Origin of the sequence: Thermococcus barophilus MP (assembly GCF_000151105.2) — an archaeon.
Classification (GTDB): domain Archaea; phylum Methanobacteriota_B; class Thermococci; order Thermococcales; family Thermococcaceae; genus Thermococcus_B; species Thermococcus_B barophilus.
The window spans coordinates 677,166-702,344 of the sequence record NC_014804.1; the positions used below are offsets into that span (position 1 = coordinate 677,166).

The window sequence follows — 25,179 nt, forward strand, 5'->3', positions numbered from 1 at the left end:
TTAAAATATATCAGATAAGCGGTTTTATAACAGTTGCTAAACTAAAAAGCGAAATCCAAGACTCGGGATTAATGTTATCATCATGCTCAACAAACCGCCAAGAATCAGGGCGGGAATTGTTTTCCTATTTTCCATTCCAAAGATGTAAGCGGCTAAACTCCCAGTCCAGATCCCGGTGCCAGGCAAAGGCACAGCAACAAATATTATCAACCCATAAAATCCCCACTTTTCTACATACGGGTGAGCTTTCTTCCTAACCCGCTGCACATATTTTAAATACACCTCTGCCACTTTCCCCAGAAACGTTTTTTCAAGATTGACCATTACAACATCAATAAGAGGTAGAAACAGGGGCAAGGTTAAAGAAAGGAGCAAAACGCCCAAAGAAGCCGTCAAAAGAGTTTCCCATAACGGGTATCCTCTTGCAATTCCATACACTATTGCGTATCTTCCCTCAAAAGTTGGTAATAGTGAAAGTAAGAAGATATATACGAATTCATTCAACTTTGAACACCTCCAAACGCTCTACACAAAATGGAGACAGGTAAATAAAAACTTTATCTTCCAGATAACTTAGAAAAGTGAACCAATTGACTTTTAATTGTGGTACCTGATGAAGGAGTATGGGAAGGGAAGATGATCGACATAACTCCATACATTAAGACACTTACCTCACTAAACAAAAGGGGATTCGAATTGATAGGCATTGCAGTTGCTTTGTACTACTTAAGCGCCCTTATCTATGCCCTTCGCTGGAAAGTTGTCCTAAATGCAATTGGAAAGAACATTCCCATAATCGAACTCCTACGAATAACCCTTTCCTCAATTTTTGTCAACAACGTGACCCCAATGAGCAGAGGTGGAGGGGAGATACTTAGGATAACTTGGGTTGCAAAAAAATATAAGATACCTGTTGCTATTTCAACAGTCAGTATAGTGTACGAGCGAATTTTGGAGATATTTCCGATAATTTTCTTAGCTGTTATGGGAATATCCTATTTTGCCCACCATGCCATTTTAATCATACTATCCCTATTTCTTGTTGCAGTTATTGTCTGGCTCAACTGGGAAAAGATTGTAATCCTATCATTTAAACTGCTCAAAATCAAATTAAGTCATGAGGAGCTTGTTAACTTGTTGTCTCTCAGAAAAAGAGCATCGCTAACTATGATGGGGGTTGGATTGAGCTTTTTAGTGTGGTTCTTAGACATCATGAGACTCAAGGTTATAGCACTTGCTTTTAGCTGGAATCCAAGTATAAAGTTTCTGGCAATAATCTCACTTGCAAACTTGATATTTGGCCTTATGGCATTTACCCCCGGGGGAATCGGCATAGTGGAAGGCGGACTAATAGGAACCCTTGTTTATTTTGGAATTCCCTCAACATTGGCAATCTCAATAACACTAATTGAACGCTTCATATCCTATGTAATGAGCTCAGCAGTAGGATTTGCAACATTAGTGGTGTCTGGAGGTGCTGAAATATGGAAAGCCTTAAAATCGCATTAGCCTCTGATTGGTTCTTCCCAAGTACCGGAGGTATAGAACATCATATCCACGATCTCGCCAAAAACTTGGTTGAGCAGGGACATGATGTTCATATAATAACGCGTCTGGGAGAGTATCCAGATAATACTTTACCTTATACAGTCCACCGGTTTAAGGGGAGAATCACAGTTGACAGTTTCCATGTGAGTATAGGAGTTGATCTATTAAAACGGGTGAATGAACTCTACAAAAAAGAACATTTCGACATTACCCATGGACACAGCATCTACTCTCCAATAGCTGTTGGAGTCTCGAACCTCTCCAGCGGTATCAGAGGTGTTCCGAGTATCATTACAAATCACTCCTTTTTGGGAAATTCAATACTAAATCCAACATATATTCTCTTGCTTCAGACATCTCTCAGAAAAATTGATGGGTTCATAGCAGTTAGCAATGCTGTTAAGAAGGACTTGGAAAACATATTACGAGGAAGTTTAAGGAACAGACCGATATACGTTGTTCCAAATGGGATAGACACAAATTTCTGGAGACCTGTGGAAGATAAAGAGGAGTGGAAGAGTAAGATGGGATTAGATGGAGGAATAGTAATAACAACAACCTCACGACTTACAAAAAGAAAGAGGGTGAATGTAATACCCAAACTGGCAAAAGAAATTATAGAAAAATACAGGATAGAGGATATAAAGTTCGTTATAATAGGTGATGGTCCGGAGAAAAGGAGAATTAAAGAGCTCATTAAAGCTTATCATATCCAAGATAAGGTTTTGATGGTTGGAAAACAACCCCGGGAAAAGGTCAGGGAGTATCTCTGGGCAAGTGATATCTACCTATCCCCAGCAATTTATGAAGCATTTGGGATAGCAGCTCTTGAAGCACTTTCTTGTGGAGTCCCTGTAGTTGCAAACAACCATGGAGGAATAAGTGAGATAGTGAGACACGGTGTTACAGGGTTAATATCGGAGGATGACATGGAACTGCTTGAAAACGTTCTGTATCTGCTGAACAATATAGAGTTGGTTGAAAAGATGGGCAAAAATGCAAGAAAGATTGTAAAAGAGGAATTTACATGGGAAAAGATAGCAAAAGAAATAGTCGAGATATACAAGAAGACGATAGAAACATTCGAAGAGAGACCATTCATTCTGTACGCACTTCATCAGATGCTGAAGGGAGGAATAAAGAATGCTGGTGTCTTTAACCTTTGATGTCGAGCAGGATTGTCCACCATACTTAAACACTACCCGAGGCATGGAAGAAGGTTTGCCAAAGATTCTTGATCTTCTTAACGAAAAAAATGTCAGAGCAACATTCTTCTTCACTGCCGAGATGGCAAGAAAATATCCAAATCTTGCAAAAAGGATCATTGATGAAGGACATGAACTTGCTTGTCATGGCTTTAACCACGAGCGGTTTGATAAACTGGAAAAGGATAGAGCAGATTTTATTCTTGAGAAGGCATTAAATATCTTGAGAGAATTTGGAGACGTTGTGTCCTTTAGAGCACCAAATCTCCAATTTCCCGACTATCTTTTTCCAGCTTTAAGTAAGAATGGAATACTCTTGGATTCTTCAAAGGCAAGATACAAAGGGTATAAAGGCGGAGTTAAAGTGGTTGATGGTGTTTTAGAGGTTCCAGTCTCAATTACATCTTCCATATTAAGACTACCTTGGTCAGTACAGAAGGCTATCCATAAAAAGCTAAGGGAACCCAGAATTTACTTCGCTCATCCTTGGGAATTTGTTTCAATGAAAAAGGAACGGATAAGACTTGATTGCAAGTTCAACACGGGAGATAAGGCTTTAATGTTTTTAGAGAGGTTAATTGATTATTACAAGACTCAAAACGCTAAATTTGTAATGATGCAGGAGTATTTGAATGTCTATCGGGAAATATAAATTTGCCAACAGAACTCGTTTAGGGGAAAGGTTATAAAGTTAGGCTGTCCTAATTCTAATCAGGTGGTTTTATGGAGTATCTTGAGATTCCCCTTCTGGATGAAAATGGGCAGGAAGTAAAGCTGAGGGATTTTCTTGGCAGGTGGGTAGTCCTCTACGTGTATCCAAGGGACAACACCCCTGGCTGTACTATAGAGGCTAAAGAGTTCACAGAGCTTTTACCTGAATTTGAGAAGCTTGGAGTTCTTGTCATTGGAGTCAGCAAAGATTCCGTTGAGTCTCACAGAAGATTTAAAGAGAAACACAATCTTAAGGTTAAACTCCTCAGCGACCCAGAAGCTAAGTTGATAAGGAGTTTGGGGGCTTGGGGCAGAAAGATGAGGGGAGAGGGAGTATTGAGGAGCACCTTTATAATAAACCCCGAGGGAGAAATTGTGTGGGAAAAGAAGAGGGTTAAAGCTAAGGGACACGCTGTTAAGGTTCTTGAAGTTGTTAAAGAACTGGTGAAAAAATGAGAATAATAACTCCCATTCCACCAGAAGAGCTTAAGATGATCCTAAAGAAATCAAACGCTGCAGTTAGATTGGAGATTAAAGAAGCCAAACCTTTTCATGGAATGCCCAGGTATGAGGTGATTATTAGCGGAGATAAAGAGGAAGTAGAGAAGTTTATGGAAAAGCTTAGGTTAGCGAGAGCTGGGGGTTAGCTTTCCTTTTTCAGGCTTCTTTTCTCCAAGTGTTTCTCCAACAAAGTTCTCAGAATAAATAGTGCTAAAAATAGTGCTACAATTAAAGCAACTTTTCCAAGAGAGACTCCGTCAGGAGCAGATATGAGATTGTGCACGGTATCACCTCACCATATGTCTTTCATCCTATCATTGCGTTTTTCAACTCAAACTCTGCAGCAAGCTCAGCAGCCCTCTGCATCTCTTCATAGTTCAGCCTTCTGGCAATTTCCGGGTATCTATCCGCTCTGTACTCTGGTCTGTACTGAAACATTACATTTACCCTAACTTCTTTTCCGAGATTCTCCGATATCCACTTTAAGATAGGCTTAGTGCAACATTCCAGATGGTTCGGCATTACCAAGTGCCTTATCAAGAATTCTGCTTTATAGTGCTTCTTAGCCAGGAGAAAGTTCCTTGTCACGACTTCCCAATAGCGAGGAGCCTTTGAGTATTTAATGGCATCTTCGTTGTTGCCCCACTTAAAATCGGCTAAGTATACATCGACTATCCCATCCAAGAGTCTCATTGCAATCTCACTCATGTACATGTTTGAGTTCCAAACCACCGGAATTGGAACCTTAACGTATCTGAGGGTCTCAAGGATAAAAGGTAAATTTGGTGTTGGCTCACCCCCAACAAAATTAACATTTTTGGCTCCCTCTGCATATGCAACGGCAATTTTAGTCGCCATATCCTCTGGAGAATATCTTAATCCAACCCTGTACTGACTTATATCCCAGTTCTGGCAGAATACACATCTAAAATTGCACCCAGAAAAGAATATGGTGTACGATGGAATTAATTCAGGCTCCTCTCCAATGTGCAAAAAGTCGCTTGCAATTAATGTATCTTTAACTCGGCAGTAGCCAATACTCTCCTTTCTGTTTACATGGCACTTAATCTCACAGAGCTCACATTTCTCAAGGATTCTGTCTGCTATTAAAGCTTTGAGATCAAGCAAACTTTTCTCAGGGCTCTCGCTTAGATCGTTTTCTCTCAGTTTTTCCATACCTTCTTCATGGATATTCCATAGTTCTTCAAGTGGGTCATCTTTTGAAAAATCAACCTTCACCTGCTTGACATAGAAAAAGTTAGGCTTCTCTTTGCCAGAGAGCACCTCAAAATAATGGGGCATTGCCCTCTTTGCTTTCTCAATTTCCCCGATATCTACTCTGCGGAACCACATATCCATCATTAAAAAATAAGCAAAAACCTATAAAAATATTTCAAACTTCCTCAAGCTTCTTCTTAACATCTTCAGTGTATCTCTTTGTTTCCTCTAATACATTCCTAAGGTTGCTGAGTTCAAGTTTGAGCTCACTCAGAGTTTTATTCATCTGATAGAAAGCAAAAACGACAATGACAATGAGGATTAAACCTAAAATTATTGAAATCCATCCACTTGGTGTTCCACCATATGCGGGCATCCTTCACTCCTCCTTCAGATTTTTTATAATGTCATTATCTATTACGAACCTAAAAGGTTTTGCCCTGTAGTATTTTTTAGCTCTTGGATCACCGGGTTCAAGCCGGAGCTCACTTTCAACGAGATTCGCTTTTTCAAGTTTTTTCAAATGGAGATACAAGAGTTGTCTTGAAATGTTAAGCTCTTTTGCAAGCTCATAAACATACCACTCCTTTTCACAGAGCATCTTGAGTATTTTGACTCTTATCGGAACACTTAATGCCTCCGCAACCACTGTCAGTTCTTGTATGCTTCCAACCATTTTCACCACGTAATCTAAATTATTGCATAAGCCAGAATTCCCTTACGTACTATTATAAAAAGGGAAAATAAAAACTTTTCGAAATCATTTTTTGGCGATTAGGTAGATCAGTACACCAATTAGTATGAACGGCAGCAGTAGGAAGGCTAACCTAAACAGCAGGAGGAATACTCCAAAGATTCCAAACCACCACCCCATTCTACCAAACATTGGGCCCCCAAATCCTCTGGGCATTTTCATCACCCTACTCTGGTAGATACAACCAACCAACAATTTTATCATTATAATCAAGTGTAACCTTAATCCCAAAGGCAGTCTGATATGCACTTCCAATGCTCAGCTCTTCAATTGAGTAATCACCGACAATTTTTCCGACATAGTGACCATAATTATCACTGAGCTTTTGAACAATGCCTCTTGATGTCTGAAATTTCTCAACCTTTGTACTTCTCAAGACATTTAATGCATCTTCCTCAACTTCTTCAACGGGAATTTCTTCAATTGGAAATTCCCCGTATTCAACGAAGTGAAACATTTTAACAGCTTCCATATTTTCACCCTCCACAATGCTTAACCACAAAATGGAAATATGGAAAAAGAAAGAGTTCACCATCTTCCTCCTCTAAATCCTCTCATACTTCTACCTTTATCATCCATTCCAGTGTTCATAGGGCTCGAGATTATCTCATTGTACTCATCCTCGCTGATTACTTGGGGTTCATATGTTATACCATAGTTCTGAAGCACGCTTGTGAATGCTCTCAAATGATTTTCTGAACCCGCCATGAGGTTTTCATATACCTGGATTATGTCGGCATTGTCAGTCTTTGCAATCCACTCCTCCAGATCCTTGATATCTGTCTCCTCAATAAGTGCCCCAACTTTGAGTGCATCTTCAACGCTTTGGCTTCCCATTGCTATAAGCTGGTCATATAAAGCCTGAAGCTCTGGGTTTGTGAATACTCCAACTTCATCAACTGCTGGATCCTCAATGCCGTACTTTTCGAGTAAGCTTAACACTGCATCCATGTGCATCTGCTCACTGCTTGCTATGTTCTGGAATATCTGCAAACCGTACATTTCATAGAGTGTTAAATAGACATCCCTCGCAAGCTTTTCCTCTTCCCTCATCCAGAGCAATCCATCAATCTCTTCCTGTGTGAGTGTGTCGTTTCCATAGATTGCAACGTATGGTCTATCCCATGTTGTGTTGCTCCCTCTGTCCCATGTATCTGCCCACCATGGCATTGCTGCTACACTGCCGAATATAATACCAAACATGAGACCCAACAGCCCTAAACTTAATATCTTCTTCCTCATGTTCTTGACCTCCTCCATATGTAACTTCATTATTACATATGTAGCTGAACTTTATAAAGTTTTCGGTGCAAGTTAATGCCTCTGGATAAAATCAGCGTTCTTGAAGATAATCAGGTTGCAATATCCTGAAGGATATACAAAAAAGCAGAACCTCTCAATCTACTTTGCTCTTTCTAATTTTAGCAGCTTATTTAAGCATCATGATTTAATCTGCTAATAACTAAGCTGAAAAATATAAAACTGGATTCAGGGCTGTTCTCTTCTTCTAACGGGCATATGCACTTTTCCTTTTATGATACCTCTGCCAGCTAAATAGCAAGTTCTCAGTTCTTCCCTAAGCTTTATCATAAGCTCCTGGGCAGTGTCATAATCACCGTTTCTTACAGCTGCTTTTATTGCCTCCATCAGTTGCAACGCCGCTGTTACATTGACCCCCAATCTTTCCATGACCATGAGCTGAGCTTCGACTCTTATGATTTCCCTCTGTAGCTTCATCTTAATGTCGCTCATTATCATTTTTCTAATATCTTCACCGGCAAATCTGATGACAACCTCTGCTTTGGATTTTGCGGCTATTGCAAGACCATATGCCAGTCCATACTTTCCACTGCTGTATGCATCTTTTGCATCCTCAAGTTGCTTTTCTGCTATTCTTAAGAGAGTTTTAAGGGCAGGATTTGTTGCATTCTCAGCGAGCTCTTTTGCTGTGTTCACTTTTTCCTCAGCTATTTGTATTGCCTCAAGGGCCCTCTCAGCAGTTATGTTGAGATGGAGCTCTGTGCAGTTGCATTCCTGCTTTCTAAGCTGTTTCATAATGTGAAGCATTGTTTGATTCATGGCAGGGGTTCCGATTATTGTGAAGTTGCCTGCCCTGACGTGCAGCCGCTCCATAATTTTTGTAATGTTCGTGGTTTGGTTCACCAGCACTATCATTGCCCTCTCACGGATTGCGAGCTGCAGTGCCTTTTCAATTCCTGCCAAGTCGGTACCTGCCACAAGGACAACTCTGTTCTGCAGCTGAAGCTGAAACCTCACTGTGGCATTTTTTATTACCGCCAAATCCGTTTCATACCTGTTCTGTCCCCACCATCTTTCAACGTTAATGCCTAAATTCTGCAGATCTTCAACGTATTCCTCCGGAACTGCCACTGGTCCCCCAATAATAATGACCTCATCTGGGGCATAGCTGATTATCTCCGCAGTTACATTGGGATTGTAGATTCCCCAAGGAGTCTTAACTATTACAACATTCACGTTTACCGTTATATTCGCAATATAATCCGCCAATGCACAGTCTGCCTCATTGTCACTCACTAAAATGACTACTGTGGTTTCTGACGCATTTACAGGCGTAAATGTCAATGGGAGACCTAAGATTATCATGCCAAACACCACTGACAGCATTTTTTTCCACATCATTCTCCACCACCTCCATTATTTTTAATAAACAAGATATATTTAAGCTTTTTTCACGAAATCGTCACTTATTGTTTCTGTTTGTTCAATTTGAGCCCAGTATTTTGTCCAATTCCTTGTTGATTGTTAAATAACGTTTGCAATCGTTTATCTATGTTTAAAACCACATCAAAAGTCAATTTAAAGACATCAAAAGAACATTAAAGAAGTCAGAAACAGTTAAGAACTTTAAACTTCTTGAAGGACTTCATTGATGTGTTTGCTCTGATCCCTTAACTGCTGTGCCACTGAATTAGTCTGCTTGACCTCTTCAAGGAGTGCATCCAAGGATCTCTTCAGCATATACAGTGAAGATGCAACCACAATGACCAAGACTGCCCAAAAGCCAATTATCAAATAATCTATCCTTGTCATTTCAGGATAAAAGGAGGGAAAATATGGCCCAGGCATTCAACCTCCCCCCTGTTTTGCTTTTGCTATGGCTTCAGCTAAGATTTCCTTAAACTGCTCTCTGTCCAACTCATTGTTAACCTCTACCATCTCAAGCAGCTGATCAGGCTGTGCTTCAATATTATAGTCTGCCTTTAAGATTTCAACGAGTTTTTGGGGATCGACATCATACATCTCAGCAAGTTGCTCTAATGTCAAACTCTTCAGCATAGAGCCCGTTATCTCTATTGTTGTGTTATCAACCGTTACCGATATCCCTTCAGATGATGTAGTCTCAGATGTAGTTTCTTCCTCGGCAGTTAATGCGGCAAATGCAAAATATCCACCAACAAGTACTAAGCTAATTAAGATTAGACTTCCAGCCACTTTAACCCTACTTTTCTTAAATGCAGATTTAAGCATGACAACCATGCTGTTGAATCCGATTATTAAATGAACTGCCACTAAACCAATCATGACAAATCCCAGATATGTATGTACTGTTTCCCAAGTGTCCTTAGTTACACCCAAGAACGTCCATCCAATGGCGTCTGCTATTCTGCCTGACGGGGCTTGATAAAGCGCAATTCCAGATACCGCTATGAGTATAAACACTACTGTTAAAACTAAGTCAACTGCTCCTCTTAACCACGCTGGTGCCTTCATTTCCATCACCCACAATCCTTTTTAGTGCATTCTTCTTTTTGAGCCGTTACATGTACGGGGGTAGCATTTTCTTTCTTCTCAATGATTAAGGATGATAACAAAATTTCGAGTTTTTTCAGCAACTCCACAAAGCCCACCTCCAAAAATAAAAAAGAAGGGAAATCATTTCATAAGGAAGAATCCCACAATGTTTCCATCGTAGCTCAAGAAGACTTTTATTCCGTTCTGAGTCTCATATGCTTTGTACACTTCAAGTGAGCTGAGGTCGTAGTCACCAACTATCTTTCCAATGTATTCTCCATCAAGCACTAACTTTTGCACTGTAATTCCTCTTGGAGTTGTGAACCCCTCAATGGTGACACCGCTTAAATATTCTTGTATCTGCTGCTCATCAACATTGGCTTCTCCAAGGTACTGCCCTTTAATTCCAAGCCCCATAAACTGAGGAGTTCCCTTTCCATGCTCACCATTTTGACCATGCATGTATCTTGCTTTGACAAAGTTTTCACATGGACATTCTGTTGTGTTTGCTGTTTCTGAAGGGGCACCCTGGTATGCTGCAGCTGCTCCAAATACCAAACCAACCACTAAAGCCAACAACCCAACGCCCAATATTTTCTTTCTCATGTTGAATCACCTCTCCATATGTAACTTCATTATTACATATGTAGCTAAACTTTATAAAGTTTTCGGTTCGAAAAAGAGAGCGCTGGATGTTCGAAATTAGCCATCAATGATCGCAAACAATTCATGTTGTACCGTTTATTACGGAGAAGCTTCGAAAAAATTTGCTAAACAGAAAAATTTATTTGAATAAGGATCGTTAAATATTTATATTTTCTCAAGATGGAGCAGTTAAAGGTTTTTGTGAACTCAAAACTTTTATAGAATTTCACCATTATGAAATACGGTGGTTCTATGAAAGGTTGGTGGGGAAGAATTTTAAGAGTCGATTTAACAAACAACAAAGTCAAAGTGCAGGAATATTCTCCAGAAATTGCTCAACTCTTCATCGGTGGAAGGGGATTGGCAGCAAAGATTCTCTGGGATGAAGTCAAGGGAGTTGATCCTCTTAGCCCAGAAAACAAGCTTGTCATAGCTGCTGGACCATTTAACGGCCTTCCAACGCCAAGCGGAGGAAAATTGGTTGTTGCAGCTAAGAGTCCACTTACTGGGGGATATGGGGACGGAAACATAGGAACAATGGCAACTGTGCATCTTAGAAAGGCTGGTTATGATGCCATTGTTATTGAAGGAAAAGCCAAAAAGCCCGTGTATCTTTACGTTGAAGATGATAATGTAAGTATTCTCAGTGCTGAAGGATTGTGGGGTCTTGACACCTTTAAGACAGAAGAAGAGCTGAAGAAGATCCACGGCAAGAATGTGGGCATATTAAGCATTGGACCGGGTGGCGAGAATTTAGTGAAATATGCAGTTATAATGTCACAAGAAGGAAGAGCTGGAGGAAGACCCGGTATTGGTGCAGTAATGGGAAGCAAGAAGCTCAAGGCTGTTGTAATTAAAGGAACAAAGGAAATTCCAGTGGCAGATAAAGAAGAGTTAAGAAAACTAAGCAAAGAGGCTTATGATGAGATATTGAGCAAGCCAACCTATGAGTTCTGGCACCGTCAGGGAACGATGGCAGCTGTAGAATGGACAAATGAAAACTCAGCACTTCCAACATACAACTTCCAAGACGGTTCATTCAAGTTTGCAAGATCAATTGATGGTTACACCCTGGAGGGCATGAAGGTCAAGCAGCGTGGCTGTCCTTACTGTAACATGCCCTGTGGAAACGTTGTTCTTGACGCCGAGGGCTTGGAGAGCGAGCTCGATTATGAAAATGTAGCATTGTTGGGCTCAAACCTTGGGATTGGACAGCTCAACAAGGTTGCAGTTTTGAACAGACTCGCCGACATGTACGGTCTTGACACAATATCTTTGGGTGGCTCAATAGCGTTTGTCATGGAAGCTGTTGAGAAAGGACTTCTCAAAGAAGGCCCAACATTCGGAGACTACAAGGGAGCAAAAGAACTTGTCAAAGAGATTGCATTCAGGAGTAGCGAGCTTGGAAACTTCGCCGCTGAAGGTGTAATGAGAATGGCTCAAAAAGTGGAAGGAGGAGAAAACTTTGCAATGCACGTTAAAGGATTGGAAGTAAGCGGTTACAACAGTTATATCTATCCCGCAATGGCACTTGCATTTGCAACATCATCAATCGGTGCCCACCACAAGGAAGCATGGGTTATTGCTTGGGAAATCGGTACAGCACCAATTGAAGGAGAGCAGGCAAAGAAGGTTGAGTACAAGATTACATATAGCCCAGAAAAGGCTGCAAAGGTTATTGAGCTGCAGAGATACAGAGGTGGACTGTTCGAGATGCTCTCTGCATGTAGGTTGCCATGGATTGAGGTTGGGCTAAGCATTGACTATTATCCAAAGCTCCTGAAGGCAATAACTGGAGTCACATACACATGGGACGACCTCTTTGCAGCAGCTGACAGGCTATATGCATTGATTAGAGCTTACTGGGTTAGAGAGTTCAACGGAAACTGGAGCAGAAGGATGGACTACCCACCAAAGAGATGGTTCATTGAGGGACTTAAGAGCGGACCATACAAGGGCAAGCACCTTGAGGAGGACAAGTACGACAAGCTGCTCAGTGAATACTACAAGATGCGCGGCTGGGACGAGAGAGGAATTCCAACTAAGGAAACACTCCAGAAGCTCAAGCTTGACTTCGTCATTCCGGAGCTTGAGAAGGTTACGGAGCTTCATTAATCTTCTCTTTTTGAAAACTTTTTATTTGCCTGTTGAAGATGTTCCTATAGGTGATACTCATGATAAGAATTAAACTCATGGGTGCTTTGGCTCATTTAGCTGGATCAAGAGAGATTTATATTGAAGTTGATAAACCGAAAACAGTGGATGAGATATTAAAGGAGATCGTCAAGGGTTACGACAGATTACATGACAAGATAATTATGGTTAACGGAAAAGTGGCGAGAGGAGACGTTATTGTGAAAGATGGGGATGAAATAAAGGTAATGCCAGTGTTGAGTGGTGGGTAAAGTGGATGAGAAGCTAAAAGCTTGCAAAAACTGTCGGTGGTTTGGTCCGATTGATTCTTACTTCCTAACACAGGGGATATGCCGAAAGCACATGAAAACAACCCACATGAACGCTATCTGTGATGACTGGGAGCCGTTATGGGGCAATAAAAATGAAGATAGCAGGGGTTGAAGGATTGGACTTCAAAATTCCAAAAGAGGCATGGTTCAGCTTTTTTAATACTCCATATCCTGGACATAAGGTTGGAACCGCAATTGATATCTATTTTCTCAAAAAAGCTCTTTTTCCATTTGAAGAGGGAAAAATTCTGGAAATTAAAAAATTTAGAACTCCACGATATATCCCTGTTAGAGAGGACTACCTCATGATTTTTCAAGTTGATGGATTCTGCTTAAAAGTTCTTCATGTTAAACCCAGCATTAAAGTTGGAGATAAAGTCTATTTAGGAGATGAGATCGGTGAATTGGTTGTTTCAGGCTTTTTTAGGCCGTGGAGCGACAGACATGCTCACTTTGAACTGAGGGATTGCAAAGATAGATACAGAGCAAGAGGAGGCTTTTTAATGCATCCAAAAATTCTAAAACTCGTGCCCACAATTAAAGGGAACAAGTTTGAGGTTGTTGAGAAGACTGAACACTACTACTGGCTGAAGCCTCTAAAGAAAGGAAAGAAAAATCTAACGCCCTTATCTTTCGGTGGTCTTCCAATTGAAGGTGGCTTGCCTCACTACCACTACGGAGCAATTTTTGGCAAACGAAGAAAAGTTGAGATTCTTGAAGCAAAGTTTTCAGTAAGTCAAGAGCTTCCCAATGGAGTTGGGATTTTTAATGCCGATTTCCAGATATTTGCAAATCAACAAAAAGTGAAGGGCATAGGGGTTTACTGCAACCAAGAGAAGATAAAGCTGATTGGGGGAGAGTTTGAGATTGGTGATGTTGTGGAGATCCGGTTCTTAAAATAATGTTACATAGAGCACTTTCACCTCTTATACACCTTCACATCTAAAACAACATGCCAGACTCCGGGGGCATAGCGCTTGATTATCCTGCTTTCCAAAAGCTCAGCCTCATAGCCGTACTCTTTTGCCGTTCTTTGGAAAGTTTCAAATGGTTCCTTGGGCATCAATTTTTCAGGAACAGTATTGTGATAGTGAATTACTGCCTCATCTTTCGCAATCTCCAAAGCTTTTGGGATAAATTCGTGAGTTTTAATTACATAACCCATAAGAATTCTGTCCGCAATGTTCTCTCCAGGAAAATTCCTATTATCGATGTTATAAGCAGTCATTCTATCCTGAACTTTATTGAGCTCAATGTTCTCCACCAAGAATTTGAACGTATATGGATTTTTCTCAATTGCAATGACCTTAGCATTGCAGTGCTTTGCTATTGGGAGCGAGAGATGCCCAATTCCAGCAAACATATCCACGACGAGCTCATTGGATTTTGCTATGCTTGCCATTCTAACTCTCTCCTTAACATTTGCTGGGGAGAACATTACTCTTGCCACATCAAGCTTGTAGAAAATACCATTCTCTTTGTGAACCGTTACCGTGTCTTTGCCATAAATGATTTCATAGTGGGGCTCCCGAAATTCCCCTAAAATCCGGCCCTTCCTTAGGACGGTCTTTACTCCCAAAACTTCAGCATAGACTTTGGCTATTTCGTATTTGTACGGTAAAAGCTCTTCTCTAAGCGGTAGGATCAAAACATCCCCAATTTGAACCCAGTGCTTGGGGAGAAGATCAACTAATCCCTTGGGAAGCCTTTTGCTCAGTATCTCCCTTATTCGAGGTTTTATGAGCTGGGTCTTTCTCTTCTTCATCAGATGTAAGCTCCTTATGAGATGTTTAAAACTCTTTGGTATCATAAATCATTCGTAGTAACTTGTCGTTTCGGCAAAAAGCGATTGAAAAAGCTTAAAAAGAGGGAAGCCTATAAAGGTATTGAGAACAAAGCGGGGGTAGAGTTAAACAATGGATGATGAAGGCTCGAGTAGTTTTTGGCTCATGAATATATTTAAATCAAAGAAGAAAAAGAATGGAGTTCTTGAACAAAAAATCACAGAGGATGCCTATGAGGATTTGAAGGCTCTTTTAATGAGGGCAAAGCCCGAAGTTGAGGAAGATAGGATTGTTCTGAAACTGCCCAGGGGCGATGTTATTTTAACAAAAGACAGCCTCAGAATTATTGCAGAGAGCAGGGAAGATGCAGAAAAAATTTTAAGAAATCTGCACCACTACTCAATGCCCCCAGGACTCTGGCCTGCCTACGGATTAAGCTATTCCATAAAGAGAGATTCTGCAGTTTTAAGGAAGAGTAAAGCTTGATTTTCTTATTTTTGTTTGTTCTCCTACTCTTTCAACACACCCCAAAGGTTTTAAGCTTAGTTTTAGATACTTTATTCAGCGGATGATGGGCCTTGCCCAGTCTGAACGGTGATGACGTCGGTATTAGCTGACGCTACTTTAACTTCCATCAGGAGGCACAACAATGAGCGATGAACTTCTTGAGTTTTATGCAAGCGAAGCTCTAACATGTCCCCGGCGCATATACTTTAGACTTAAAGGATATCCAGAGAAATGGCCTGAATTCGTTAGAGTTAGACTGAACCAAGGCGTCAAGACTCACAATGTTTTAGGTGAAATTTTAAGTAAGCAATTTGGCTTTGAACTTGAAAAGCACATAGTTCTTCGCTCTTCTCGTCTCGGCTTTGAAATCCATGGGAGAATTGACGCCTATCGGGATTTCCCCATTGAGATAAAAGGCAAAACTTCACTTCCAAGGCTGCCTTATGAGTACCACCTCGCCCAGCTAAACATCTATCTGAGATGGGCAGAAAGCGAGTATGGCTACCTCTATTATGTAAAACTTCATGAGAACCCCCACAGGGTCTTAAAATGGATAGACTTCTCAAGCTTTCCAATAGTCAAAGGGAAAAATTTCAAGGCTTTTGAGATCCCCTATGATGAAAAGCTGTTCAAGGAAACGATAAAGCAGTTCTACATTGTGAAAAAACATTACGAAAAAGACAAACCCCCCGATGGATGGAGAAATTATATGTGTAAGTTCTGCCCCTACTATTACATCTGCTACGGGGATAACGGCTACGAACTCTGAGATTTCAGCTTATCTTTTATCTCCACTGGCAGTCTCTCATAGGTCTCGTTTAGAAATCTTATTAAGTCTGCAAGATCCTTGGCGGTTAAGTATATTGTCCTTGAGCCCAATTCAACTATTAAAGCCGTGAACTCCTCTGGAGATACTTCCTCAAGTTCATCTAAGTGCTCGCTTATTCTTGGAATTAAATTAAGCTTGCCAATTTGCCGTGCGTTCTCAATATCAAGCTCCCACTCTTCGAGTTCCCTTCTGGCTGGACAGTCCAAGCTCTCAACAAAGATCTTTATGTCAGCTATTGGTGTTCCATTCTCGGCATCAATAGGATCAATGTATATTCTGCCCTCCTCGATCCTGTGAATCCGGACAGTATATATGGCTAAGGGGTTAGGTCTCACGGGAGAGCGGGTAGCAAAGACTCCGGTTAGGGGATTCTGCGGATTGCCGTGGGGATGGACTTTCAACACTCTTCTCTTTTCTAAAGTGTCGCTTTTATGAAACCAGAGGATAAGCTTGATAAAATCCCCCTCGTGTAAGCCATCAGCTGCGTCCCTAAACCTTGGGAAAATCTCTAATATATCTTCCCCAGCATCTTTTCTAACAACTCCCACAGGTATAATCTTGAACTTCTCCATTTTATCACCTCACTTTCCACTTCAAATCTTTCTCAATCACTGCTTCAATTACTCCCTTGTTGTAAAGCTCTGCTATGAATGCCCTTATTGGAACCTGATTCAACGCCAAAGATTGAGGGGTTATCTTCGCTCCAAATGTCTTGGCTAAGCGGTAGCTCAGTTCACTTATGCTCATAGGTCTCTTCAGTAGCTCTAAAATTTTCTTCTCAGTTTCCTCAACTCTCTGAAGATTGAATTCAAGTAATTTTTCAGCTTCTTCTTCCTTAACAGGTCTTCCATGAGAGGGTATCAGCAGAAATCCTTCAATTGCATAATTATGTAATTGAATAATTGAATCTTTAAATAGTGCTACATCGACCAAATAAGGCACACCGACAGCTTGAATTATCCTCTCCCCAAAGAAGCTGTCTCCGCTATAGACGACACAGTTCTCTTCATCTACAAAACCCGTCATTCCCGGTGAATGTCCGCTGAGCTTTACTGTTTTTAGACCAAACAGTTCATCGTTCCACTCAAAAATAGCATGAACTTTAACCTCATGTGGGAACTGAAACACAAGGAAGCCTTCGGGGGCTTTTGAGCCAAAAGTTAGGAGCTCTCTATTAAGAGGGCTTTCTGCTATAGAAAATTCAAAGCGGTGGATGAAAAGAGGTTTGTCAATTTTTGTAGCAACGCTTATGTGATCGGCATGCCCATGAGTTGCTAAAAGAGCCTTAACTTCACTCCCGAGCTTCCTAACTTCCCTCAGCAGATCTTTATGTCTTCCGCTTCCATGTCCCACATCAACAAGAACAGCTTTTCCTTCATGAATTTTTATCATCGTTGAAGGACTTCCCGGGTAGAGATACAAATTTTCACCTAACTTTTTTGTTCCCATAAAAATCACCAAAGAAGTTAGGATGTCAGAAGTAATTAATTTTTCCTAAGCTTCTCCACTTCCTCAATAAGCTCTTGGAAATACTTGTGAAATTCGCTTTTCTTTAGATATTCAAGTGCTGACCAAAATTCATCTAAATTGCCAAAACCAGCAACTTCGTATTCATATGCCTGAAGAGTCATCTCAAGCTTGTCCGCAAACTTGACTAATCTACCCTCCAAGCTGCTTTCTTCCTCATACTCCTCGAACAGCTTAAAATATTCTAAGCTTTTCTCCCCAACCTCAAGTAAAAGCTCCATAACAGCCTTTTTTTCAGCCTTTCTCTTATCCACGTATCTTTGAGCATCTAAAGGGAGATCTGTAATTTTGGATTCTCCAAGGTCGTGGAGAAGGGCAATCTTGAGGGCTTTTTCTACATTGACATCAATACCCCTGCTCCTAAGATCTTCTGCCAAGAAAAGGGTTATAAAAGCAACTCTAAAGCTGTGATCTGCAACACTTTCAGGATTCGGAACCCCTCTAAGCAACCATCCCATCCTGGGCAAGCGCTTAAGTTTTCCTGCTTCAATAAACAGCCTCAGCATAGCTACTCCTCCGAGACGTACAAAGCCTTTTCAGTTTCTATAGCCTTAGCTATGATTCCATCTCCCACAAATCTGCCGTAGACTTTCACCTGTTCCCCTATCCCTATATGGGGAGTACCCGAAAATTCAATTTTCAAACCATTTATACGAAAAGTTGTTCTGTAGCTTGGCAGTTCCATCGGAAGGAATTCTATGAGTGGTTTGTCTTCCACGATTCCCTCAAGAACTACGTTTTTGCCTCGAAATTTATTATCTCTCAGCTCATCGGGAAGAACGATGTAATAGTAGTGATGACCGAACTTAACCCTCTTGGGCATCTCAACCACCTTTATGCTTATATTACCCTCTGAGTGATATACTTATCGGTGAGAAACATGATAAAGGTTGCGATCATTGGTGCCGAAAACGTAGGTAAGTCTACGCTCATGAATGCACTCCTGGGAAAGAGGGTCTCCGAAACTGCTGAGATTCCAGGAACCACAAAAAGTATCATAAGGAAAACTTTTGGAAAAATTAAGATTCCAAAGACTATGAAAAATCCATTCGGGGGAGCAGATGAGTTTGTATTAATTGATACGGCGGGGCTTTTTGATCCCAAATATGAGTTCAGAGGGAAGGTTTTAAGTGAGGAAAAGTTTAAGGAAATTTTAGATGAAATAACATCAGCCGATATCATTATTCACATGATCGATGCGCAATACGGTCTCCATAGGGGAATGGAAAAGCTCCACCATATATTGAAATTCAGATACGAAAAGCCGATAATTGTTGTGATTAACAAAATCGATTTAGTTCCGAGAGAGAGGGTTGAGGAACTTAGACAAATTGTGAAAAAGCGCTTAGAGCAGGAACCCATACTCTTGTCTTTGGTCACATATGAAGGATTCAATGATCTCCTGAAAGCACTTGTATATTATGCCCAATACGCAAAGAAAAGCTAAGTTCTCCTTGTATATTTTAAGTACTTTGGAATTTTAACAAGAGCTTTTAATGAGATGATGTCATCGGGCAAAGCATATTCGTTTGCAAGTTCTTCAGCTAATTCCTTGGGAACACCGCTTTTTACCAATACCCTCTTAAATTTCCGTTTGCTCTTTCTTATTGTCCGTTTGATCCCTGCTAAGTTCCACAGAAGCTTAGGTATCAAAAATAAAAGTCTGAAAAAAGAAAGAACCATTAAAGCTCCTCCTCAAAGTCTTTTGTCACCTTCTTTTTTCCAAATTTCTTTAGTTCCTCAAAATTCTTTATTTTGCCCATTTTCTCTTTCATGAATGCAGCTATCAGCGTTTTTATGAAGTTCATGCTCTCCATGTATTCTTTTGTAAGCTCAAACGCTTTATCTGGATCCATACCTGCCGCAACGAGCTCTTTATAAAAATTGGCAACGTTTTTACCGAATTTTTCGGCTTTATCTGGGTCGTATGCTTCGTTTATTAATTCTTTTATTGGGCCAAATATGGAGTCCATTATTTTTGGAAGGCTCTCTGAGAGAACACCCATAACTTCCTTTAGCTCTTGTATGTCCTCCTCATCACCTTTGCTCTTTTCATATGTCTTCAGCATGTCTCTCATTATCTCAATTTTTTCTTCTATAATCTCTAAGTCCTCCTCGCTTTTCGCTTCTTTGAGTTGCTGGGTGAGATCTTTTATTGTTTCTTCAATCAGCTTCTTTATCTTGTCTTCGTTATCCACAGCTTTTTCCATTGCCTCAAGGACTTTTTTCTTTATTTCCTTTTCAAACTCTTTTTCATCAAACTCCATCTCTATCACCTCAACAATTATTATCTCTGATCAAACCTAATTGGGATTCCGATTAAATCAAACCACTTATTGATCACTTCTTTTCTCAGTGTGTAGCACTTTCCTTTCTCGCCTTCCACCATTTCAAAAACGTTGAGCTTCAAAAGGAGCTCCACTTTCTCCCTGACGGTATTTCTCGAGCCTTTCCCACGTCTTGCTTTAAGTTCCCTCGCTATTTGACTTATGTTCGCTTTTTTGAGGTCAAACACTATCTTGACTATTTCTCTCGCAATAGGATCGTGTCTGATCTCGGGTATCACAATATCAATGCTGAGCTCTCCATACTGTGCATAGATGTTTATGAGTCTGAGATAGTTCTGAGCCAGTTGGGAAACAAGTTCAAAGCTTTTCATGAGCTCATCCAGTGCTTTTCTTAAGGTCTTTAGTTCCTCTGCAAGCTTCTCGACATCGTCGTTCTCTGCCATCGCTGTTCCCATAAATCCTTATGGTTGCTCAATTCATATAGGTGTTTTGATTAAAATTGAACAACTAAAGTATCTCTATATTCCCCTTGGCAACCCAATATCTAAAGCTCTTGAGCTCAAAATTCGGAAGAAGAGATTTGGTTATTCTAAGCTTCCCACCAATCCTGTTTTCAACTTCATGGGATGTTATAGATATTACCTGATCAGCTATGCTGGACAACCATGCTGAGAACCTTGGTGAAATCTCATCCCTGTTAAGAAAGTAAATTCTCGTTGGAAATGCAATGCCCTTTTCAAGTTTTAACTTTTCATTAAACGCCATAGATTCTTCAATTACCTTCATGTATCTTTCCTCACCGATACGCATTGCAAAAGAACCTGCCGTGAATATCGCAGCAATTGAGTTTTCAATTTGCTCTGGGGTTAAAATCTTCTCAAAGAGCTCAACCATCTTCGGGATATACATCCTTGGATCAAAGCTTCCAAATTGATGAACCCCCTCATACGAATATTTTATGCCATACAATGATCCAAATACATCAAGTATCTTCAGCCTGCCTTCTTTCAGCGTTGCCTCAGCATTTAAACCAACTACAGAAAGGCGGTTGAAAAGATTCGAAAGCGGGTATCTGTGGTTGATCAAAATTCCTAAATCCCCCTCATCAATTCTGTTCTTTAGAATCTTGAGCCCTAATATCCACCCAGCAGAGCCATTTAAATCACTTTCATACGAAATTACAATAAGACCCCCTTTAATGAGCCCTCCTCCCAATGCCAAGTCCAGTTCGGGGATTCCTGTAGACACAACTCTCATTCTATTCACCTGCTAAGTGTAGTTACATCTAATAGTTCATAAGGTTTTAGCTCAAAGGCTGCCGCTTCGCTCTTTGAGCGTATTTAAAAGAACGGGCTTAATATCGCTGAGAGTTTTCCTATCAAACACATTCTCCCTTTGAAGAGAATGCCTAAGAATTGCCATTTTTTCAAAAGCTGTTAAAAGATTTTCATCTTTTGAATTCAATGCCAGTTGCCGTAGTATGCGGTACATCTCTTCGATGGTATCCATAAGCAGAACTCTGTCATCGAAGATATCATCCCCTGCCAAAATCCTATCCACAAGCTTTAAAACAAATTCAATTTTTTCGTATTTACCAGTTCTGGACAATCTGGTAATAATGGACATCTTTTTACACCCTATGTTCTTTTTTCAGCTCGTCTTCAATTACTTTCACCAATATTTCAGATATAAGCACCGAAGAGAGCTTTGGATCTTCAACATGCATTACAAGATCAAGAGCATCCCCGATCTTGTTATTCTTCAGAAGATAATGGGCAATGTCCCCCAAAGCCAATGAACGAAGTTTCCTGCTTTTTAGTTTGCTTGTCATTCGAGCAGCTTCGACAACTTGTCCAATTTTAAGGTAATATTGAACCGCTTTAACAATGACCTCTTCTGACTCAATTTTTTCCGAAATATATCTTGCGATGGACGAGTATTTGGGAGAGGGGTTGTCTATAAGATAGTTCAGAACAGCCTTGCTTGCTATTTCAGAGTCCTTGGGATCGAGTGTTTGAAGATAAGGTATAACAGTACCGGGTCTTCTTTCCATGAGAGCTTTCATAATTTCAATGAGCTTCTGCTCTTTATCACTCACGTGTGAGAGTGCTTCCACTGAATGAGCTATGTCTCCGTTTATAGCAAATATCACAGCTAAATCCTCGTTTATGTCAATTCCAAGGTTATCAGAAATTTCAATTGCCACAGTTAGAAGGCGATCAGCATATTTTTTATCAAGATCCTTGTGTTTTAAATAAAATAGAACTTCTTTTACTGTCTGTTTGAGCCAGTACTTACTTTTAAGTTCTTTTATCATTAAAATCGCTCTATCATATTCACCAATTTTTAAATAGGACTTTATGATCTCTGCAATTGCATATGATCTGTAAGGTTCCTTATTAATGTGATCAAGAATCAACTCAATTTTTCTAATTCTGTATATAATCCTAATCTTCTCTCCAACAAGAGTACTTAGATATTCTTTTAGGATGTTCACGAGTATCTCGTTCTTCAACTTTTCATTTGATATGTACTCAGAATAATAAAACGCCTCATCGATCTCACCAAGCTGGAGCATGTAAGATATTAGATCCCTAAACAGCTTATCACGGGTTTTCTTTGGCAAAATCATGATGTCCTCAGCAAGCTGTCTAAACATCTTTTTTGAGGATTTCATTTTTGCTTTTCCAAGGTAAAATGCAATAGCCAGAAGAGCCTTTAGGATTTCGATTGGATTGTCTATCTCTTCTGCAGCATCGAAAGCCTTTTTAAATGCTTGTTCATACAGAGGATTCTTAGCCAGCGCCAGTGTTGCCCCAATTCTTGCATAAGTAACGGCCCTAATATAGGGGCTTTGGATAACATCCACTGAAGCGAGTGCTTCTTTAATGAGCATACATGCATCACCTGATTTAATTTGTTTTTGTTTGGGTGTCAATCCTTATTAATTTTCGGTTGCCAAATCTTTTTAAAGCATGGCTATTAGCTTCCCACTATGTATGCATTAATACTTGGAAAGAATCCTAAGCTGAGCGAAGCAGAGTTTTACTCATTTGTAAGAAGATTCGGACTCAAAATTAATGTTATTGAAGCTTCCCACAACTGGATAATCTTTGAGAGCTCCAAAAAAGTAGAGCACCTTTTTCACAGACTTGGCGGTGCACTGAAGCTTGTAAGGATCACAGGGAATGAAGAAAATGCAGTAAAAGAACTTACATATTCAAAGCTTTTTACAGTTAGCATCTACGGGAAAGAGGACTGGAAGCTCTGGAGAAAGCTTGGAAGCCAAATAAAGAAAATCTTTAAGGGTGAAGGTTCCGCTAAATTCTTTAAGCCAGCCAAGGTCTATGCTATGCCCTCTGAACTAATTCTAAAAGGATTTCCAGAGACTAAGGATTTTGTGTTCATCTATGGAGAAAAACTCTGGGTGGGCGAGACGATAAAAATTACCGACCCATTTGAGCTGAAAAAGCTTGATGTTGAGAGACCAGTTCAAAGGGCAATTTTTTCAATCCCTCCCAGATTAGCGAGGATAATGGTTAATCTGACAGAGATTAGGCAAGGAAATTTCTTAGATCCCTTCTGTGGCATTGGAACAATAGTGCAGGAATTCCTCCTCCAAGGGCTGAACGCATATGGGAGTGACTCAGATCCTAAGGCAATTAAAGGAGCAAAAGAAAACCTGAAGTGGTTGAAGAAAGAATTTAAAGTCAAAAAAACCGCTCACTTAGAAGTGTGCGATGCCAGAAAGCTTAAGCGTTGCTTTAGAACTAAGTTCGATGCCATAGTTACAGAACCCTGGCTGGGAAAGCCTCTTAAGTATAATCCCACAAGGGGAGAGGCCATACAAATGGCAAATCAACTTGACCGCTTTTACTATCAGGTCTTCGACAGTTTTAGAGACGTGCTTAAAAGAAATGGGAGAGTGGTATTTGTATTTCCAGCATACAAGCTCAAGGATGGGAGAATATACAGGAAAGAAAGAAGATGGCTGGAAAAGCTTGGCTTTGAAGTCTTAGCGAAATACACTGACTTTGAGGAAAGGCATAGAGTGGTTAGAGATATTCACGTGCTGAGGTTTAAGGGCTAACACTACAAATCTCCAAACAGTCTCTCGTGTTCTTGCTTTATACATCTATGGGCAACCGCAGTAAGTCCAGCCTCTTTTGCCTTTTTGAATGCTTCTCTGTTGTAGGTGTTAAACTGAAACCACACAACTTTTGCACCTTTCTTAATCGCCTGCTCAACATACTCCATTGTAAACTCTGGCCTTACAAACAGGTCAACAATATCCACTTCACCGGGAATATCAAGCACGGAAGGATAACATTTTCTACCAAGCACTTCCTCGTATCTTGGATTTACCGGGATAACATCGTACCCATGATCCAGGAGATATTTCATGACATCATGGCTGGCTCTTTCGGGTTTTGGAGATGCTCCCACGAGAGCAATCCGCTTATATCTTGTGAGAATTTCTCGGATATCATCGTCTGTTAACCTATCCAAAGGCATCTTCTTAACCATAGAACCACCTGAAACTAAGTTGGCATGAATAAATAAAACTATTGCGGTAATAACATTTAAATTCATGAAAACTTTTTCATTAATAGGTGGTAAAATGCTCTATGAAGAAAAAATAACCAGCAGATGGATCCCCGTTCTTGTAATATTGCCTGTTGTGCTTTCACTTTCTATCGGTTTTTGGGCAACGTATCAGGCTGGAGAGGGCATTGAAATTCCGCTTGCTGTTGGGGCATTTGTTGTTCCATTAACAATCGATATCTCTTACATGAGGATCCAAATTGATGACAGAGAAATCAGGATTAGAGGCGCTTTAGGGCTGATAATACGTAAAACAGTAAAGCTTGAAGATATTATAAGTTTTGAGGTGTACAGCGGATGGATGAGTTGCTCCGGATTCATCCACTTCAATATGCCCGCAAAAGGGTGCGTTGTTTTAAACACAAAACGATGGAGCATCTCATTTTCAACTAACAATCCAGAAGAGATAGCTCAGGTATTGGCTACTCTTGGCATTCCACGAGAAGCTTCAGACCTTTAGCCCTTACAACTTTTACCCTCTCTCCAGCTTTTGCATGTCCATTTATACATTTTGCTCTCCAGTATTCATTTCCGATTTTCACAATCCCTTCAGGGGTTAAATCCTCAACAACAACTGCCTCTTTTCCCATTAATGCCTCGATGCCTACTTCTGCCTTCTTCCTTAAAATCTGCCCAAAAGATGGCACTATTGCGATGTCTTTTATAACGAGAAGCGCTATAACAGTGACAGATAATGATAAAGGAACCCTAACCCCAGCAGATGGAAGGACTACAAACAAGAATATCCCAACTACAATTTCATCTATCATCAAAAATACGAACTTCAGCACATCCTTTACCATCTCCCTTAATTTCAT

39 protein-coding genes are annotated in these 25,179 nt (G+C 40.3%); 13 read left to right on the forward strand and 26 right to left on the reverse strand.

The genetic code is table 11. The features are described 5' to 3' along the window. Positions 1-36: 36 nt before the first annotated feature. Positions 37-504 (reverse strand): COG2426 family protein, encoded by a 468-nt coding sequence (locus TERMP_RS03855; RefSeq protein WP_013467045.1) that lies wholly within the window; start codon positions 502-504, stop codon positions 37-39. A 99-nt stretch (positions 505-603) separates the two neighbouring features. On the opposite strand from TERMP_RS03855, the gene TERMP_RS03860 reads away from it, so the two are divergent. The 5 genes from TERMP_RS03860 to TERMP_RS03880 all read left to right on the forward strand — a co-directional run bounded on the left by TERMP_RS03860 (position 604) and on the right by TERMP_RS03880 (position 4,111). Then, positions 604-1,509 (forward strand): lysylphosphatidylglycerol synthase transmembrane domain-containing protein, encoded by a 906-nt coding sequence (locus TERMP_RS03860; RefSeq protein ID WP_237702864.1) that lies wholly within the window; start codon positions 604-606, stop codon positions 1,507-1,509. Next, positions 1,485-2,714, forward strand: a complete 1,230-nt coding sequence (locus tag TERMP_RS03865; protein ID WP_048159748.1) for a glycosyltransferase family 4 protein — start codon at positions 1,485-1,487, stop codon at positions 2,712-2,714. The genes TERMP_RS03860 and TERMP_RS03865 overlap by 25 nt, the downstream gene beginning before the upstream one ends. Then, a complete protein-coding gene (locus TERMP_RS03870; RefSeq protein ID WP_048159920.1) occupies positions 2,692-3,405 on the forward strand; it encodes a polysaccharide deacetylase family protein in 714 nt (237 codons plus the stop codon). Before TERMP_RS03865 ends, TERMP_RS03870 begins: the two co-directional genes overlap by 23 nt. 71 nt (positions 3,406-3,476) lie before the next feature. Continuing rightward, on the forward strand, positions 3,477-3,920 hold the full coding sequence (locus TERMP_RS03875) for a peroxiredoxin (RefSeq protein WP_013467049.1): 444 nt from the start codon (positions 3,477-3,479) through the stop codon (positions 3,918-3,920). Next, positions 3,917-4,111, forward strand: coding sequence for a TIGR04140 family protein (locus TERMP_RS03880; RefSeq protein ID WP_013467050.1), 195 nt, complete (start codon positions 3,917-3,919; stop codon positions 4,109-4,111). Before TERMP_RS03875 ends, TERMP_RS03880 begins: the two co-directional genes overlap by 4 nt. Here TERMP_RS03880 and TERMP_RS11520 read toward each other — a convergent pair. The 12 genes from TERMP_RS11520 to TERMP_RS03925 form a co-directional block, all read right to left on the reverse strand. Beyond that, on the reverse strand, positions 4,108-4,248 hold the full coding sequence (locus TERMP_RS11520; RefSeq protein ID WP_013467051.1) for a hypothetical protein: 141 nt from the start codon (positions 4,246-4,248) through the stop codon (positions 4,108-4,110). The genes TERMP_RS03880 and TERMP_RS11520 overlap by 4 nt on opposite strands. Positions 4,249-4,271: 23 nt before the next feature. Further along, the gene (locus TERMP_RS03885; RefSeq protein ID WP_148221063.1) at positions 4,272-5,324 is read right to left on the reverse strand and encodes a radical SAM protein; all 1,053 of its coding nucleotides are present in this window, start codon (positions 5,322-5,324) and stop codon (positions 4,272-4,274) included. Positions 5,325-5,358: 34 nt separating this feature from the next. Beyond that, complete coding sequence (locus TERMP_RS03890; RefSeq protein ID WP_013467053.1) at positions 5,359-5,559, reverse strand: hypothetical protein; 201 nt, start codon at positions 5,557-5,559, stop codon at positions 5,359-5,361. A gap of 3 nt (positions 5,560-5,562) precedes the next feature. Beyond that, positions 5,563-5,859, reverse strand: a complete 297-nt coding sequence (locus tag TERMP_RS03895; protein ID WP_013467054.1) for an ArsR/SmtB family transcription factor — start codon at positions 5,857-5,859, stop codon at positions 5,563-5,565. Between the two features lie 84 nt (positions 5,860-5,943). Next, positions 5,944-6,099 carry a hypothetical protein gene (locus TERMP_RS11525; RefSeq protein WP_158304565.1) on the reverse strand — a complete coding sequence of 52 codons (156 nt, stop codon included), beginning with the start codon at positions 6,097-6,099 and terminating at the stop codon, positions 5,944-5,946. Between the two features lie 4 nt (positions 6,100-6,103). Beyond that, positions 6,104-6,409 carry a hypothetical protein gene (locus tag TERMP_RS03900; protein ID WP_013467056.1) on the reverse strand — a complete coding sequence of 102 codons (306 nt, stop codon included), beginning with the start codon at positions 6,407-6,409 and terminating at the stop codon, positions 6,104-6,106. A 56-nt stretch (positions 6,410-6,465) separates the two neighbouring features. After that, positions 6,466-7,209 carry a DUF2202 domain-containing protein gene (locus TERMP_RS03905; RefSeq protein WP_237702866.1) on the reverse strand — a complete coding sequence of 248 codons (744 nt, stop codon included), beginning with the start codon at positions 7,207-7,209 and terminating at the stop codon, positions 6,466-6,468. Between the two features lie 216 nt (positions 7,210-7,425). After that, positions 7,426-8,598 carry a cell wall-binding repeat-containing protein gene (locus tag TERMP_RS03910; RefSeq protein WP_048159749.1) on the reverse strand — a complete coding sequence of 391 codons (1,173 nt, stop codon included), beginning with the start codon at positions 8,596-8,598 and terminating at the stop codon, positions 7,426-7,428. A gap of 225 nt (positions 8,599-8,823) precedes the next feature. Then, a complete protein-coding gene (locus tag TERMP_RS03915) occupies positions 8,824-9,045 on the reverse strand; it encodes a DUF948 domain-containing protein (protein WP_013467059.1) in 222 nt (73 codons plus the stop codon). After that, complete coding sequence (locus TERMP_RS03920; protein ID WP_237702869.1) at positions 9,046-9,696, reverse strand: DUF4405 domain-containing protein; 651 nt, start codon at positions 9,694-9,696, stop codon at positions 9,046-9,048. After that, positions 9,696-9,818: a hypothetical protein gene (locus TERMP_RS11725; protein WP_013467061.1), complete on the reverse strand. Its 123-nt coding sequence runs from the start codon at positions 9,816-9,818 to the stop codon at positions 9,696-9,698. Before TERMP_RS11725 ends, TERMP_RS03920 begins: the two co-directional genes overlap by 1 nt. 34 nt (positions 9,819-9,852) lie before the next feature. Further along, on the reverse strand, positions 9,853-10,317 hold the full coding sequence (locus TERMP_RS03925) for a hypothetical protein (protein ID WP_013467062.1): 465 nt from the start codon (positions 10,315-10,317) through the stop codon (positions 9,853-9,855). A 291-nt stretch (positions 10,318-10,608) separates the two neighbouring features. Here TERMP_RS03925 and for point away from each other — a divergent pair, with 291 nt between their 5' ends. From for to TERMP_RS03940, 3 genes are all read left to right on the forward strand, one after another. Beyond that, the gene (gene for, locus TERMP_RS03930) at positions 10,609-12,471 is read left to right on the forward strand and encodes a tungsten-containing formaldehyde ferredoxin oxidoreductase (RefSeq protein ID WP_013467063.1); all 1,863 of its coding nucleotides are present in this window, start codon (positions 10,609-10,611) and stop codon (positions 12,469-12,471) included. A gap of 59 nt (positions 12,472-12,530) precedes the next feature. After that, positions 12,531-12,761: a MoaD/ThiS family protein gene (locus TERMP_RS03935; RefSeq protein ID WP_013467064.1), complete on the forward strand. Its 231-nt coding sequence runs from the start codon at positions 12,531-12,533 to the stop codon at positions 12,759-12,761. Between the two features lie 152 nt (positions 12,762-12,913). Continuing rightward, positions 12,914-13,723: a hypothetical protein gene (locus TERMP_RS03940; RefSeq protein ID WP_013467065.1), complete on the forward strand. Its 810-nt coding sequence runs from the start codon at positions 12,914-12,916 to the stop codon at positions 13,721-13,723. Between the two features lie 17 nt (positions 13,724-13,740). On the opposite strand, the gene taw2 is transcribed toward TERMP_RS03940, so the two are convergent. Next, positions 13,741-14,586, reverse strand: coding sequence for a tRNA(Phe) (4-demethylwyosine(37)-C(7)) aminocarboxypropyltransferase Taw2 (gene taw2, locus TERMP_RS03945; RefSeq protein ID WP_013467066.1), 846 nt, complete (start codon positions 14,584-14,586; stop codon positions 13,741-13,743). Positions 14,587-14,737: 151 nt separating this feature from the next. Between taw2 and TERMP_RS03950 the strand changes: the two genes are divergently transcribed. Both TERMP_RS03950 and cas4 read left to right on the forward strand, forming a co-directional pair. Further along, a complete protein-coding gene (locus TERMP_RS03950) occupies positions 14,738-15,091 on the forward strand; it encodes a hypothetical protein (protein ID WP_048159750.1) in 354 nt (117 codons plus the stop codon). Positions 15,092-15,254: 163 nt separating this feature from the next. Then, entirely contained in the window at positions 15,255-15,881 is a 627-nt protein-coding gene (cas4, locus tag TERMP_RS03955; protein WP_013467068.1) for a CRISPR-associated protein Cas4, read from the forward strand. Here cas4 and tsaA read toward each other — a convergent pair. Genes tsaA through TERMP_RS03975 form a run of 4 tightly spaced genes read right to left on the reverse strand, consistent with a single transcriptional unit; the run spans position 15,869 to position 18,291 of the window. Continuing rightward, positions 15,869-16,513 carry a tRNA (N6-threonylcarbamoyladenosine(37)-N6)-methyltransferase TrmO gene (gene tsaA, locus TERMP_RS03960; protein ID WP_013467069.1) on the reverse strand — a complete coding sequence of 215 codons (645 nt, stop codon included), beginning with the start codon at positions 16,511-16,513 and terminating at the stop codon, positions 15,869-15,871. The two genes, cas4 and tsaA, sit on opposite strands and share 13 nt — an antisense overlap. A gap of 4 nt (positions 16,514-16,517) precedes the next feature. Next, entirely contained in the window at positions 16,518-17,390 is an 873-nt protein-coding gene (locus tag TERMP_RS03965) for an MBL fold metallo-hydrolase (RefSeq protein ID WP_013467070.1), read from the reverse strand. Between the two features lie 35 nt (positions 17,391-17,425). Continuing rightward, positions 17,426-17,974 (reverse strand): HD domain-containing protein, encoded by a 549-nt coding sequence (locus TERMP_RS03970; protein WP_013467071.1) that lies wholly within the window; start codon positions 17,972-17,974, stop codon positions 17,426-17,428. 2 nt (positions 17,975-17,976) lie between these two features. Continuing rightward, entirely contained in the window at positions 17,977-18,291 is a 315-nt protein-coding gene (locus tag TERMP_RS03975) for a hypothetical protein (protein ID WP_013467072.1), read from the reverse strand. 57 nt (positions 18,292-18,348) lie between these two features. Between TERMP_RS03975 and TERMP_RS03980 the strand changes: the two genes are divergently transcribed. After that, on the forward strand, positions 18,349-18,915 hold the full coding sequence (locus tag TERMP_RS03980; RefSeq protein WP_013467073.1) for an Era-like GTP-binding protein: 567 nt from the start codon (positions 18,349-18,351) through the stop codon (positions 18,913-18,915). On the opposite strand, the gene TERMP_RS03985 is transcribed toward TERMP_RS03980, so the two are convergent. The 6 genes from TERMP_RS03985 to TERMP_RS04010 are packed head-to-tail and all read right to left on the reverse strand — an operon-like array spanning position 18,912 to position 22,652. Continuing rightward, positions 18,912-19,151, reverse strand: a complete 240-nt coding sequence (locus tag TERMP_RS03985) for a hypothetical protein (RefSeq protein WP_013467074.1) — start codon at positions 19,149-19,151, stop codon at positions 18,912-18,914. The two genes, TERMP_RS03980 and TERMP_RS03985, sit on opposite strands and share 4 nt — an antisense overlap. Next, positions 19,151-19,735 carry a hypothetical protein gene (locus TERMP_RS03990; protein WP_013467075.1) on the reverse strand — a complete coding sequence of 195 codons (585 nt, stop codon included), beginning with the start codon at positions 19,733-19,735 and terminating at the stop codon, positions 19,151-19,153. Before TERMP_RS03990 ends, TERMP_RS03985 begins: the two co-directional genes overlap by 1 nt. 20 nt (positions 19,736-19,755) lie before the next feature. After that, positions 19,756-20,211 (reverse strand): hypothetical protein, encoded by a 456-nt coding sequence (locus TERMP_RS03995; RefSeq protein WP_013467076.1) that lies wholly within the window; start codon positions 20,209-20,211, stop codon positions 19,756-19,758. Positions 20,212-20,263: 52 nt separating this feature from the next. After that, positions 20,264-21,013 (reverse strand): ATPase domain-containing protein, encoded by a 750-nt coding sequence (locus TERMP_RS04000; RefSeq protein WP_013467077.1) that lies wholly within the window; start codon positions 21,011-21,013, stop codon positions 20,264-20,266. A gap of 51 nt (positions 21,014-21,064) precedes the next feature. Beyond that, positions 21,065-21,382, reverse strand: coding sequence for a hypothetical protein (locus TERMP_RS04005; protein WP_013467078.1), 318 nt, complete (start codon positions 21,380-21,382; stop codon positions 21,065-21,067). A gap of 4 nt (positions 21,383-21,386) precedes the next feature. Continuing rightward, the gene (locus TERMP_RS04010) at positions 21,387-22,652 is read right to left on the reverse strand and encodes a hypothetical protein (protein WP_013467079.1); all 1,266 of its coding nucleotides are present in this window, start codon (positions 22,650-22,652) and stop codon (positions 21,387-21,389) included. A gap of 99 nt (positions 22,653-22,751) precedes the next feature. Between TERMP_RS04010 and TERMP_RS04015 the strand changes: the two genes are divergently transcribed. Beyond that, a complete protein-coding gene (locus tag TERMP_RS04015) occupies positions 22,752-23,846 on the forward strand; it encodes a TRM11 family SAM-dependent methyltransferase (protein WP_013467080.1) in 1,095 nt (364 codons plus the stop codon). Between the two features lie 2 nt (positions 23,847-23,848). On the opposite strand, the gene TERMP_RS04020 is transcribed toward TERMP_RS04015, so the two are convergent. Beyond that, complete coding sequence (locus TERMP_RS04020; protein ID WP_013467081.1) at positions 23,849-24,283, reverse strand: CoA-binding protein; 435 nt, start codon at positions 24,281-24,283, stop codon at positions 23,849-23,851. Between the two features lie 94 nt (positions 24,284-24,377). Here TERMP_RS04020 and TERMP_RS04025 point away from each other — a divergent pair, with 94 nt between their 5' ends. Continuing rightward, entirely contained in the window at positions 24,378-24,821 is a 444-nt protein-coding gene (locus TERMP_RS04025; protein WP_013467082.1) for a hypothetical protein, read from the forward strand. On the opposite strand, the gene TERMP_RS04030 is transcribed toward TERMP_RS04025, so the two are convergent. Beyond that, positions 24,784-25,179, reverse strand: coding sequence for an NfeD family protein (locus TERMP_RS04030; protein ID WP_013467083.1), 396 nt, complete (start codon positions 25,177-25,179; stop codon positions 24,784-24,786). The genes TERMP_RS04025 and TERMP_RS04030 overlap by 38 nt on opposite strands.

Coding starts and splice junctions, on each gene's coding strand:
- TERMP_RS03915 (WP_013467059.1), bottom strand. CDS start 9,045: ATGCCTGGGCCATATTTTCCCTCCTTTTATCCTGAAATGACAAGGATA.
- TERMP_RS03995 (WP_013467076.1), bottom strand. CDS start 20,211: ATGGGAACAGCGATGGCAGAGAACGACGATGTCGAGAAGCTTGCAGAG.
- TERMP_RS03905 (WP_237702866.1), bottom strand. CDS start 7,209: ATGAAGTTACATATGGAGGAGGTCAAGAACATGAGGAAGAAGATATTA.
- TERMP_RS03990 (WP_013467075.1), bottom strand. CDS start 19,735: ATGGAGTTTGATGAAAAAGAGTTTGAAAAGGAAATAAAGAAAAAAGTC.
- TERMP_RS03865 (WP_048159748.1), top strand. CDS start 1,485: ATGGAAAGCCTTAAAATCGCATTAGCCTCTGATTGGTTCTTCCCAAGT.
- TERMP_RS04000 (WP_013467077.1), bottom strand. CDS start 21,013: ATGAGAGTTGTGTCTACAGGAATCCCCGAACTGGACTTGGCATTGGGA.
- cas4 (WP_013467068.1), top strand. CDS start 15,255: ATGAGCGATGAACTTCTTGAGTTTTATGCAAGCGAAGCTCTAACATGT.
- TERMP_RS03940 (WP_013467065.1), top strand. CDS start 12,914: ATGAAGATAGCAGGGGTTGAAGGATTGGACTTCAAAATTCCAAAAGAG.
- TERMP_RS04025 (WP_013467082.1), top strand. CDS start 24,378: ATGCTCTATGAAGAAAAAATAACCAGCAGATGGATCCCCGTTCTTGTA.
- TERMP_RS03895 (WP_013467054.1), bottom strand. CDS start 5,859: ATGGTTGGAAGCATACAAGAACTGACAGTGGTTGCGGAGGCATTAAGT.
- TERMP_RS04020 (WP_013467081.1), bottom strand. CDS start 24,283: ATGGTTAAGAAGATGCCTTTGGATAGGTTAACAGACGATGATATCCGA.
- TERMP_RS04030 (WP_013467083.1), bottom strand. CDS start 25,179: ATGAAATTAAGGGAGATGGTAAAGGATGTGCTGAAGTTCGTATTTTTG.
- tsaA (WP_013467069.1), bottom strand. CDS start 16,513: ATGGAGAAGTTCAAGATTATACCTGTGGGAGTTGTTAGAAAAGATGCT.
- TERMP_RS03980 (WP_013467073.1), top strand. CDS start 18,349: ATGATAAAGGTTGCGATCATTGGTGCCGAAAACGTAGGTAAGTCTACG.
- for (WP_013467063.1), top strand. CDS start 10,609: ATGAAAGGTTGGTGGGGAAGAATTTTAAGAGTCGATTTAACAAACAAC.
- TERMP_RS03875 (WP_013467049.1), top strand. CDS start 3,477: ATGGAGTATCTTGAGATTCCCCTTCTGGATGAAAATGGGCAGGAAGTA.
- TERMP_RS03870 (WP_048159920.1), top strand. CDS start 2,692: ATGCTGGTGTCTTTAACCTTTGATGTCGAGCAGGATTGTCCACCATAC.
- TERMP_RS04005 (WP_013467078.1), bottom strand. CDS start 21,382: ATGTCCATTATTACCAGATTGTCCAGAACTGGTAAATACGAAAAAATT.
- TERMP_RS11525 (WP_158304565.1), bottom strand. CDS start 6,099: ATGAAAATGCCCAGAGGATTTGGGGGCCCAATGTTTGGTAGAATGGGG.
- TERMP_RS03890 (WP_013467053.1), bottom strand. CDS start 5,559: ATGCCCGCATATGGTGGAACACCAAGTGGATGGATTTCAATAATTTTA.
- TERMP_RS03985 (WP_013467074.1), bottom strand. CDS start 19,151: ATGGTTCTTTCTTTTTTCAGACTTTTATTTTTGATACCTAAGCTTCTG.
- TERMP_RS03965 (WP_013467070.1), bottom strand. CDS start 17,390: ATGGGAACAAAAAAGTTAGGTGAAAATTTGTATCTCTACCCGGGAAGT.
- TERMP_RS03885 (WP_148221063.1), bottom strand. CDS start 5,324: ATGGATATGTGGTTCCGCAGAGTAGATATCGGGGAAATTGAGAAAGCA.
- TERMP_RS03935 (WP_013467064.1), top strand. CDS start 12,531: ATGATAAGAATTAAACTCATGGGTGCTTTGGCTCATTTAGCTGGATCA.
- TERMP_RS03970 (WP_013467071.1), bottom strand. CDS start 17,974: ATGCTGAGGCTGTTTATTGAAGCAGGAAAACTTAAGCGCTTGCCCAGG.
- TERMP_RS03920 (WP_237702869.1), bottom strand. CDS start 9,696: ATGGAAATGAAGGCACCAGCGTGGTTAAGAGGAGCAGTTGACTTAGTT.
- TERMP_RS03900 (WP_013467056.1), bottom strand. CDS start 6,409: ATGGAAGCTGTTAAAATGTTTCACTTCGTTGAATACGGGGAATTTCCA.
- TERMP_RS03950 (WP_048159750.1), top strand. CDS start 14,738: ATGGATGATGAAGGCTCGAGTAGTTTTTGGCTCATGAATATATTTAAA.
- TERMP_RS04015 (WP_013467080.1), top strand. CDS start 22,752: ATGTATGCATTAATACTTGGAAAGAATCCTAAGCTGAGCGAAGCAGAG.
- TERMP_RS03925 (WP_013467062.1), bottom strand. CDS start 10,317: ATGAGAAAGAAAATATTGGGCGTTGGGTTGTTGGCTTTAGTGGTTGGT.
- TERMP_RS03975 (WP_013467072.1), bottom strand. CDS start 18,291: ATGCCCAAGAGGGTTAAGTTCGGTCATCACTACTATTACATCGTTCTT.
- TERMP_RS03880 (WP_013467050.1), top strand. CDS start 3,917: ATGAGAATAATAACTCCCATTCCACCAGAAGAGCTTAAGATGATCCTA.
- TERMP_RS04010 (WP_013467079.1), bottom strand. CDS start 22,652: ATGCTCATTAAAGAAGCACTCGCTTCAGTGGATGTTATCCAAAGCCCC.
- taw2 (WP_013467066.1), bottom strand. CDS start 14,586: ATGAAGAAGAGAAAGACCCAGCTCATAAAACCTCGAATAAGGGAGATA.
- TERMP_RS03910 (WP_048159749.1), bottom strand. CDS start 8,598: ATGATGTGGAAAAAAATGCTGTCAGTGGTGTTTGGCATGATAATCTTA.